Annotated in this window: 9 protein-coding genes; 2 read left to right on the forward strand and 7 right to left on the reverse strand. The window is 34.5% G+C overall.

The window, feature by feature from the left end; all coding sequences use genetic code 11:
- Positions 1-68: 68 nt before the first annotated feature.
- A complete protein-coding gene (locus EAE89_RS20540) occupies positions 69-1190 on the forward strand; it encodes an aminotransferase class V-fold PLP-dependent enzyme (RefSeq protein WP_054481235.1) in 1122 nt (373 codons plus the stop codon).
- A 212-nt stretch (positions 1191-1402) separates the two neighbouring features.
- On the opposite strand, the gene EAE89_RS20545 is transcribed toward EAE89_RS20540, so the two are convergent.
- The 6 genes from EAE89_RS20545 to EAE89_RS20570 all read right to left on the reverse strand — a co-directional run bounded on the left by EAE89_RS20545 (position 1403) and on the right by EAE89_RS20570 (position 6865).
- Entirely contained in the window at positions 1403-2098 is a 696-nt protein-coding gene (locus tag EAE89_RS20545) for a helix-turn-helix transcriptional regulator (RefSeq protein WP_054481232.1), read from the reverse strand.
- A gap of 148 nt (positions 2099-2246) precedes the next feature.
- Positions 2247-2918 (reverse strand): PAS and helix-turn-helix domain-containing protein, encoded by a 672-nt coding sequence (locus EAE89_RS20550; protein ID WP_054481229.1) that lies wholly within the window; start codon positions 2916-2918, stop codon positions 2247-2249.
- A gap of 31 nt (positions 2919-2949) precedes the next feature.
- The gene (locus tag EAE89_RS20555) at positions 2950-3630 is read right to left on the reverse strand and encodes a helix-turn-helix transcriptional regulator (RefSeq protein WP_054481227.1); all 681 of its coding nucleotides are present in this window, start codon (positions 3628-3630) and stop codon (positions 2950-2952) included.
- A 57-nt stretch (positions 3631-3687) separates the two neighbouring features.
- Positions 3688-4380, reverse strand: coding sequence for a PAS domain-containing protein (locus tag EAE89_RS20560; protein ID WP_214086510.1), 693 nt, complete (start codon positions 4378-4380; stop codon positions 3688-3690).
- 988 nt (positions 4381-5368) lie between these two features.
- Entirely contained in the window at positions 5369-6064 is a 696-nt protein-coding gene (locus EAE89_RS20565) for a helix-turn-helix transcriptional regulator (RefSeq protein WP_214086511.1), read from the reverse strand.
- A gap of 132 nt (positions 6065-6196) precedes the next feature.
- Positions 6197-6865, reverse strand: coding sequence for a PAS and helix-turn-helix domain-containing protein (locus EAE89_RS20570; RefSeq protein ID WP_149617285.1), 669 nt, complete (start codon positions 6863-6865; stop codon positions 6197-6199).
- 1150 nt (positions 6866-8015) lie between these two features.
- On the opposite strand from EAE89_RS20570, the gene EAE89_RS20575 reads away from it, so the two are divergent.
- Entirely contained in the window at positions 8016-8651 is a 636-nt protein-coding gene (locus EAE89_RS20575; protein ID WP_149617284.1) for a hypothetical protein, read from the forward strand.
- 129 nt (positions 8652-8780) lie between these two features.
- Here the strand turns inward: EAE89_RS20575 and EAE89_RS20580 are convergent.
- Positions 8781-8989 (reverse strand): transposase (locus EAE89_RS20580; protein WP_422615499.1); only part of this gene is annotated, 209 nt, incomplete at its 5' end.

The following is an 8989-nucleotide window of genomic DNA, read 5'->3' on the forward strand; positions in this document are numbered from 1 at the left end:
TCCTCTCCCTCTACTTTGTGATGGCATTGTGATGGCAACAAGAAAGGGAGAGGGGCGGAGAGCAGATATTGAACACTTACCCATTACGTAGCTTGAATATGGAACAGGCGCAGCAAAAACAGTTCCATTTAGTTGATATTATCTGCCGCCATTTTCCCGGCGCAGATTTCTTGACTACTGGCGATTTGGGATTGGTTCCGGGACTGAACCAACCACAGATGACGCAGCGAGTTGAAGGTGTTATTGCCGATTTCTTTTCCGCTGAGTCAGCTATATTAGTGCAAGGAGCGGGAACTGGGGCAATACGCAGTGGCATGGCGGCATTAGTTAACGTGGGTGATACTCTATTGGTTCATGATGCGCCGTTATATCCCACAACCGCGACCATTGCTGGACAGATGGGTTTAAACCTTATACGGGCTGATTTCAATCAATCTGAACAAGTACGTGCTGCAATTTTGCAACATCGTCCGGTAGCCGGGCTGGTACAACATACACGCCAGAAAATCGATGATTCTTATGAGTTGGCTACGGTGATTTCATTGATGAATGCTGCGTCATTACCGGTACTGGTTGATGATAATTACGCAGTTATGAAAGTAGAACATATTGGTTGTGAATGTGGCGCTGTGTTGTCAACTTTCTCTAGTTTTAAATTGTTTGGTCCGCAAGGTGTTGGTGTTGTGGCAGGTCAAAAATCGGCAATCGACAACATCCGGCGTAGTATGTATTCCGGCGGAAGCCAAGTGCAGGGATTTCAGGCACTGGAAGTGTTGCGCGGGCTGGTATTTGCGCCAGTAATGCATGCGGTGCAGGCTCAAGTAAGTGAAACGTTGGTTACCTGGCTTAATCAGGGAATAATACCGCAGGTAAAACAGGCAGTAATTGCAAACGCGCAATCTAAAGTATTGCTGGTAGAATTTTATGACGAGATTGCAGAACAAGTCCTTTGCTTTGCTCATGAACTTGGTGCGCTGCCTTATCCGGTTGGTGCTGAATCAAAGTTCGAAATTCCACCACTATTTTACCGGTTATCTGGTACATTCCGTCAATCTGATCCCACTTTAGAAAAGCGGATGATACGAATAAATCCTAATCGAAGTGGTGCGGAAACGGTGATGCGAGTTTTGAGTGAAAGTTGTGCGCGGGCTGTCGCCTTGCCTTGTAGTGATCAGAAGCCAGATAAGTAGAGGATTATTTTGGAGGCGGTACATCCGCCACAATGGGCGGTATATTATCAGTTACTTAAAACGTTTTAACATATTTAGAATATAAAGAGTCAGTTTCAAGATTTATAACTTGATGGAGTAGAAAAATCTGCAATATCATTGATTGTATTCCTGATTATTGTTCAAATTATCAATATGTTCAAAGAGAAATAAATAATAGCAAAATCGACTGCTTACAGTAGAAAATGGCCTATAGATAGAGAATATCTTGGTGGAACATATAGGTCATAACCATTTTCTTTACAAAGTAATCGTAATTCCATCGTTGAACTGACAGACAATTTTTCGTAGATATTTTCGAAATATTTTTCTACAGTACGGCATGACATATGCATTTCATCGGCCATATCTTTGTTATTAATACCGCAGCAAAATAGAAAAATCATGATCCATTCAATTTCTTTTAAAATATTATTCGGGGGCTTGGAGCTGACCGATATAGGCGTACTATTCTTCATATAATGAGATACGGTAAAATGCTCGACTTCTTTAGCATGGGAAATAATTCCCATACATTGATTATTCTCATCCATCAAGGGATATTTTTCACAAAAATAGGATTTAGATCGTTGACCATTACCTTGAGGGTAAGTCCCAATAGATGATATTCGTTGCATACATTTTAAGACACGACGATCATGTTCTTTAAAATGGTGGGAAAAACCATTGACTGGCGTTGGTAATTGTTCATCAGTATATCCGACAACATCAAAGTTTTCAGGTAACTTATTGGCTTTTATAAACAGCGTATTTGCATAAATAAAACGGGATTCATTGTCTTTTACAAACCATGCGTCAGGGCTTTTATCCCACATATTTGTGAACTGACGGGTAATAAAAGGGACTTTTCTAAATGCTGATTGACTCATACATATCCTTCGAGGTAATTATTGTTTTTTAACCTATTGAATGTAGGTATATTCTTTATCAAGAAAAACATATTCCCGCAGAGCTGTCTATTTTATCAATAAATAATGAACAAAGGTAGCATATTGAAACTGGGAATTAATACGTAACCTAAGACAATAAAAATTTCTCTGGGATAAAGTGATGAAAGTTATTGACCAGACAGTATTCTTCCAATTGCTGATTGGAATGAATACCAACCTTATGATATATTCTGGTCATATGAGTTTCAACAGTATGATAGGCAATATTCAGTATCTGTCCAATCTGTTTTTTGGAATGTTTTTGTAAAAAGAGGAAGATGATATCCCACTCGCGTAGAGTAAAAAGATCAGTTGGTGGTTGGAGTATAATGGAAGGGGGTAGTTTGTCATAATATTGATATAGGTGGGCCAATGAGTACTCTTTAGCTTTCCACAGATGATACATAATTCCTATGCAACTCCCATCTTCATGATAAAAAGGCAGCTTTTCACAAAAATAAGAGGATAGAGTTTGTTCTTTGCCAAATACATGTGTTTCAAGTGAACATACTCTATGTCCTTTGGCCATGACATTTTTATCATGGACAATGAATTCTTTTGCAAATTTAGCACCATCCCAGGGAAGTTCATGATCGTAAAGTCCCTCGTAATCAAACGATTTTTTGAAATTATGAATGGATTTTTTTGTTGCTGAATTACCATAAATAAAATTTGAAGAACTATCTTTTATTCCCCATGGTTCATTGCTCATCTCCATTGTGTTAATAATTTGAGGTGATATTACATAGTTCTTCTTCATATTGGTAAAAAATCCTTTATAAATCTATGGGTTAAAGAAACATTCTGCTTTCTGGGTGCACAAATCTTTCTGGCACATAGAGATCATAATCATTAAAGCGACAATATTCTTCCAATTGATAACTAGATTTGACACCAATCTTTTTATATATCCGTGACATATGGGTTTCAACAGTCCGATAGGAGATATTCAATATTCGCCCCATTTGTTTACTGGTATGTTTTTGTAAAGAGAGGAAAATAATATCCCATTCTCGTTGGGTGAAAAGATCAGTCGGTGGCTGGAATAGTATTGATGCCGGCAGTTTTCCATGATACAGACGGGTTAATGAGAAATCTTGGGCTGGCCAACCATGAAATATAATCCCTATGCAACTCCCATCATCATGATAAAGAGGCGTTTTTTCAAAAAAATAAGATGATAGAATTTGCTCTTTCCCAAATACATGTGTTTCAAGTGAACATACTCTTTGTTCTTTTGTCATTACATTTTTATCATGAGCAATAAACTCTTTTGCAAATTCAGCACCATCCCAGGGAAGTTCGTCATCGTAAAGTCCTTCATATTCAAAGGAATTTGGAAAATTTTGGAGATATTTAAATGCCTTATTAGCATAAATAAAGCATGAATTTTGATCTTTTATTCCCCAAGGGTCATTACTTTGCTGCATTGTGTTAATGACTTGGGATGAGATAGTTAATTTATTCTTCATATTATCATTCCGTTTTGACAGTTTTTTAGTTTAACTTTTAATATCTGAGTTTTATGATCAATTTAGCTCTATGCTACCAATAGTGATAAATCTTTCTGGAATATAGAGATCAAACTTATTTTCCTTACAGAAATCTGTTAGTTCTTTATGTTTCGGTAAATTAAATTTCTGGTAAATGGATTGAATATGATTAACAACATCTTCTGTATTTATCATTAATTCTTCACTGATGTGTTCTTCATCCACTGAACGCAGAGTTAAAAAGAGAACCTCCCATTCAGTTTGGGTCAGTATATCGTTAGGGGGTATAAACTTTAGCGTTGCTGGTAATGTTTTTTCATAATAATAAGAAACAGAAAAATTCTGTGTTTTGTATATATGAAAGGTAATACCAATACAGTCACCCTTTTCATCACAAAGCGGATATTTATTACAGAGGTAAGTTTGCTTAACTCTATTTTCTCCAAGTGGATGAGTTTCTAGTGAAGTTACTCGTTGCATGGTTTGGATAACTTTTTGATCCTGACGGCGGAATTCTTTTTCATATTCTGCAATAGGTGAAGGTAATTCACTGACTGAAAGCCCAGTAATATCGAGATCTTCAGGCAAATTGAGTAGTCGATAGAAAGCAGGATTGGCATAGATAAATCGTGACTGGAGATCTTTAGCTCCCCAGGGTTCATCACTTCTTTCCCACGTATAGATTAATTGTGGAGTGATATTATTGGGTTTGTTTCTTATATTTTTCATTGCAGCTCCTAAACTATATTCAAGCCATTGTATGAGATGGGGTTATTTGCTGATTATACTTAAAATAGCTTGGTCATATAATAGAATATAATAATTTATTCGTCAAAATACATATATTTATTAATTAAATTCTTTATTGTTTTTCAAAGTAATGTTCAATGTTAATAAATATCACTATCAATACTATTTTTGATAAGTATTATTTGTTCTACTTACTAAGTAGTCAGGTTAATGAGTTGGATTTTTAATCTATTGATCAATAAGTGATCTGTGTCATAAATGTTCCGTCATGAATTGTAGAAACAAGAATTATTCTGATAACAGATACTTATAACAGTATGAAATAAAAGGTGTTATTCCTTTGGAACAGAATAATGCTGGGGAAATAGATCTAATTGAAATAGTGCTGAATTAGTTAAATATTCTTTCTTAAATGTAACATTCTAAATATCGTAATTCGATAAGCTTTTTGTTGAATATGGCGGCAGGATTGACTATTGGAGCGTTTCAGTCTGGAAGAACAAGGAACTTCTTAAATAGCTATTCTTAAATAAAATTAAGGTTAGCTACATTCTTCTGAATTTGGTTTTTAAAGCATAATTAGATAGAAAACTTACTTAGAACAGTATATACCCGTCATCTTTCAAGTTGCTTCTTTGTTGGCTGCGTTCTCTTGCCGCCGCGCTGCAATTTGAAATCTATTGGGTATATGTTACCTACTGCAAAGGAATTTACAAAAAAGTTAACCATTATGATGACCTTACAATACACTCGGTAAAGTACTGGTAATGTTAGGTCAGATGTATATTGGTCTATGATTATCAATTTTTACCCTGATGTTGAAAATTGTTGGCAAAAAGTAAAAGACATAATATATAAATTATATTTATTGATATAAAATTATTCTGTCAAATCCGTATTTATCTTATTAGTAATTCATGTTAATTAAATAGACAATATGAAAATACATAATAGTAAACTCGAACATTTATAATAAAAAATGGCCTATAGGCTCAAAATATTTTGATGGAATAAACGTATCATAACCATTTTCTTTGCAAAATAGTCTTAATTCAATTGCTGAACCGATTGATAGTTTCTTATAGATACATTCAAAATATTTTTCTACAGCATTGTATGAAATTTTCATTTCATCGGCAATGCATTTATTGCTGATACCACGACAGAATAGAAAAATGATAATCCATTCTTTCTTTGTTAATATATTGTTAGGTGGCCTAAGCCGGATAGATATAGAGGTATTATTCTTAATGTAATGAGATATTGCAAAATGGTCTATTTCTTTGGCATGGGAGATTATTCCAATACATTGATTGTTTTCATCCATTAGTGGGTATTTATTACAAAAATAGGATTTGGGTTGTTGATCGCTGCCTTGAGGATAAATCCCAATAGATGATATTCGTTGCATACATTCTAAGACTTTACGATCATGCTGTTCAAAAAGGTGAGCAAAACAATTAAATGGTGTAGGTAATTCTTTATCAGTATGTCCGATAATATTAAAATTTTCAGGTAACTTACTGGCTTTAATAAATACTGTATTCGCATAAATGAAACGTAATTCTTTATCTTTTACAAACCATGGCTCGGAACTTCTGTCCCATGTGTTCGTTAATTGAGAGGTAATAATAGGAGATTTTTGATATCCTGATTCACTCATAAATAACCTTTAAGAAATTATTGAATATAATTATTATATTTATAAATAATTATATATTCCAATGGAACTGATTATTTTGTCCATTAATAATGGACAAAGGAAATATATAGAAAATAGGAATTAATACGTAATTTAAGACAATATAAATTTCTCTGGTATAAAGTGATTGAAATTATTAGCCTGACAATACTCTTCTAGTTGTTGGCTGGAGTTAATACCTATTTTTCGATATATCTGAACCATGTGAGATTCAATAGTATGATAGGTGATATTCAATATTTGTCCAATCTGTTTTTTGGTCTTTTTCTGTAAAAAAAGAAAAATGATATCCCATTCACATTGAGTAAAAAGATCTGTGGGTGGTTGGAACATTATCGATGCAGGTAATTCGTTGTGATATTGGTGTAGACAGGTTAATGAATAGCTTTTTGCTTTCCACCCATGATATATAACACCCATGCAACTTCCATTTTCATGATAAAAAGGTGATTTTTCAAAAAAATAAGATGATAGAATTTGTGTTTTACCAAATACATGTGTTTCTAGTGAACATATTCTTTGCTCTTTTTCCATCACTTTTTTATCATGATTAATGAATTCTTCTGCAAATTTAGCACTATCCCAGGGAAGCTCATTTTCATAATGTCCCTCGTATTCAAATGAATTTGAAAAATTCTGAAGAGATTTTAATGCCAGATTACCATAAATGAAGCATGAATTCTTATCTTTGATTCCCCATGGCTCATTGCTTACTGCTAATGTGTTAATAATCTGAGATGATATAGTTACGTTATTTCTCATATTATAATTCCTTTTTTTTTAATTTTTAGGTTTTAAACTTGATATGTTTGAATTATGCAATCAGTTTAATACGTTACTACCAGCAATGACAAGTTTTTCGGAAATATAATTATTATCGGTATTTTTATTACGAGAATCGGTTAATTATATATTTCATTGTAGATTACATTTTGGGTAAATCTGGTCAACATAATTAACGATATTTTATTCTGCAATAGGGGCGGGTTATTTATCAATTGGAAACTTTTGTGCTATTGTGTTGTTAAGACAAATTGAACGGTTGGTAGAAAATTAGCTGGATATATCTGATATGGTTGTTTTTAATTATTTAACTGATTTGTTTACTGATTGAATTTAATTTGTTGGAAAAATGAAATCTTATTACTATTTGATAAATCAAATTTAAACATAAGTTAATATAACCATGGGGTATTATTCATATATGTGAATTATTTAATTTCGATGAGTATTGAATCGGGTGGTGTAGAAAACCTCTTAAGTCATAATCGTTAATTGATAGAATTCTGTAAATAACTGGATATTGGATTAATAATTTCTGGACGATTTAATATTTTTTGCATTATGCCATTTATTTCCAATAATAGCTTTATGATTCCGGGGGAATGTATTTACATGCAGTTGTTTTCTTTTGATCGGTACGGGTTTCATTGGATTGGGAAAGGGGGAATGTAACTTAAAGGATGGTATTTCTTTGCACCTTAGTTTTGACCTTTTTTTTACAGTCAAATTTAATATATTGATTTTTAAGGGGATATTATTTATCTCGTAAAACAGGGTTTTTAAAATTTTTGTAGGTAACTCTTTAATAGTCAGTAAGTTAAGGTTAATATGCAACGATGTACTGCCGTACAGGCAGCTTAGAAAGTTATTATCCAAGCCAAGGACGGCTCACTGTAAGACTATGATGTCTGATGTTTTTTACAACTTGGCTTCATCATGATAAACATTGCGCTCAAAATGCTTATTTATAATGGGCTTACATCTTCTTCGTTTTGCGTTCCTCACTTTTCGTCTAATTTCGAGCTTACTTTTCTGAGAAATGAATTTGCTTAGTTAATACTAAACGTATTACACTTATTTATATACAGACTGTATAGAGCGAATTATTCAGATGTGCAAGGGGGGGAGTATGCCAAAGAGATTGGTAAATCCTGACAAGGTTAATGAGGTTTTCGTTCATCTGAACGAAGGTAGAGATAATCGCGCCCTCTACACTACATTGATGAATGGCAGTGATATTACTTCCCAAATAAACGGGTTATTACTAGCGCCTGGTTATCGCATGGTTCGCGTTGATGGTCGCCTTGAAGATTGGATTAGTCAGTCTCACTTCGAATTGGCGCTGCTTAACGATGTGTCTCAAGAAGTCGTCTATTATAACAGAGTTATTATACAGCCTGATGTAGTATTAAGTTGTCGCCCGGTAACACAAATTCTTGTTTGGCGTATTCTGAAGCGTGAACATCGAGTGGTTTTACGTGATTTAGCGGGTAAGGTGTTCTTTGATTACTTGCTCGAATCTTATAACGTGATTGTGTCAGACATGAACCAGACTCATGACGGTATTTCTTTTTGGCAGGCCCGTATGTATGACGCGTTGGCATATAATATGCATGTTTATGCTTACGATATGATCACATGTGAATTACACAAAATTTTGTCTGATAAAGAAATTGCTAGCAAAGAGTCTTGGCTATGGGGTGATCCCGAGCACCATCAAAATAGACTGGCAATTATTTCGAAAAGCGAATTACCCATCAAATAAACCCGTCCAGTGCGCTGAGGAATCCCCAGAAAATAGACAGGCATAGCGTTGTGTGATCTACTGATTGTTCCACCAAGTCAATAAGGTCACTGCTATGCCTGCAGGGCGCGAGCATACTTTGACTCATCTTCATCCAAAGAACACTCTTGCACGATAATCATCACTCCAGCCTGCTTTCTTGAGCTTGTTTCTCTGGCTCGGGGCGCCACAATCACATTGTTTAACCATGTTCAAGACAAGACGCCGGAATAACGCAAGATTCTCAATCGCACCATCCAGAACAATCCGTGAATCATCTTCTTTAAAAACGACATCAAGAATATAATGCTGACTATTTT

This window comes from Photorhabdus heterorhabditis, assembly GCF_018448905.1.
Classification (GTDB): Bacteria; Pseudomonadota; Gammaproteobacteria; order Enterobacterales; family Enterobacteriaceae; genus Photorhabdus; species Photorhabdus heterorhabditis.

What these genes read in the sequence shown, in the direction of transcription:
- EAE89_RS20545 (WP_054481232.1), bottom strand. Translation starts at nt 2,098, where the DNA reads ATGAGTCAATCAGCATTTAGAAAAGTCCCTTTTATTACCCGTCAGTTC.
- EAE89_RS20550 (WP_054481229.1), bottom strand. Translation starts at nt 2,918, where the DNA reads ATGAAGAAGAACTATGTAATATCACCTCAAATTATTAACACAATGGAG.
- EAE89_RS20555 (WP_054481227.1), bottom strand. Translation starts at nt 3,630, where the DNA reads ATGAAGAATAAATTAACTATCTCATCCCAAGTCATTAACACAATGCAG.
- EAE89_RS20560 (WP_214086510.1), bottom strand. Translation starts at nt 4,380, where the DNA reads ATGAAAAATATAAGAAACAAACCCAATAATATCACTCCACAATTAATC.
- EAE89_RS20565 (WP_214086511.1), bottom strand. Translation starts at nt 6,064, where the DNA reads ATGAGTGAATCAGGATATCAAAAATCTCCTATTATTACCTCTCAATTA.
- EAE89_RS20570 (WP_149617285.1), bottom strand. Translation starts at nt 6,865, where the DNA reads ATGAGAAATAACGTAACTATATCATCTCAGATTATTAACACATTAGCA.
- EAE89_RS20575 (WP_149617284.1), top strand. Translation starts at nt 8,016, where the DNA reads ATGCCAAAGAGATTGGTAAATCCTGACAAGGTTAATGAGGTTTTCGTT.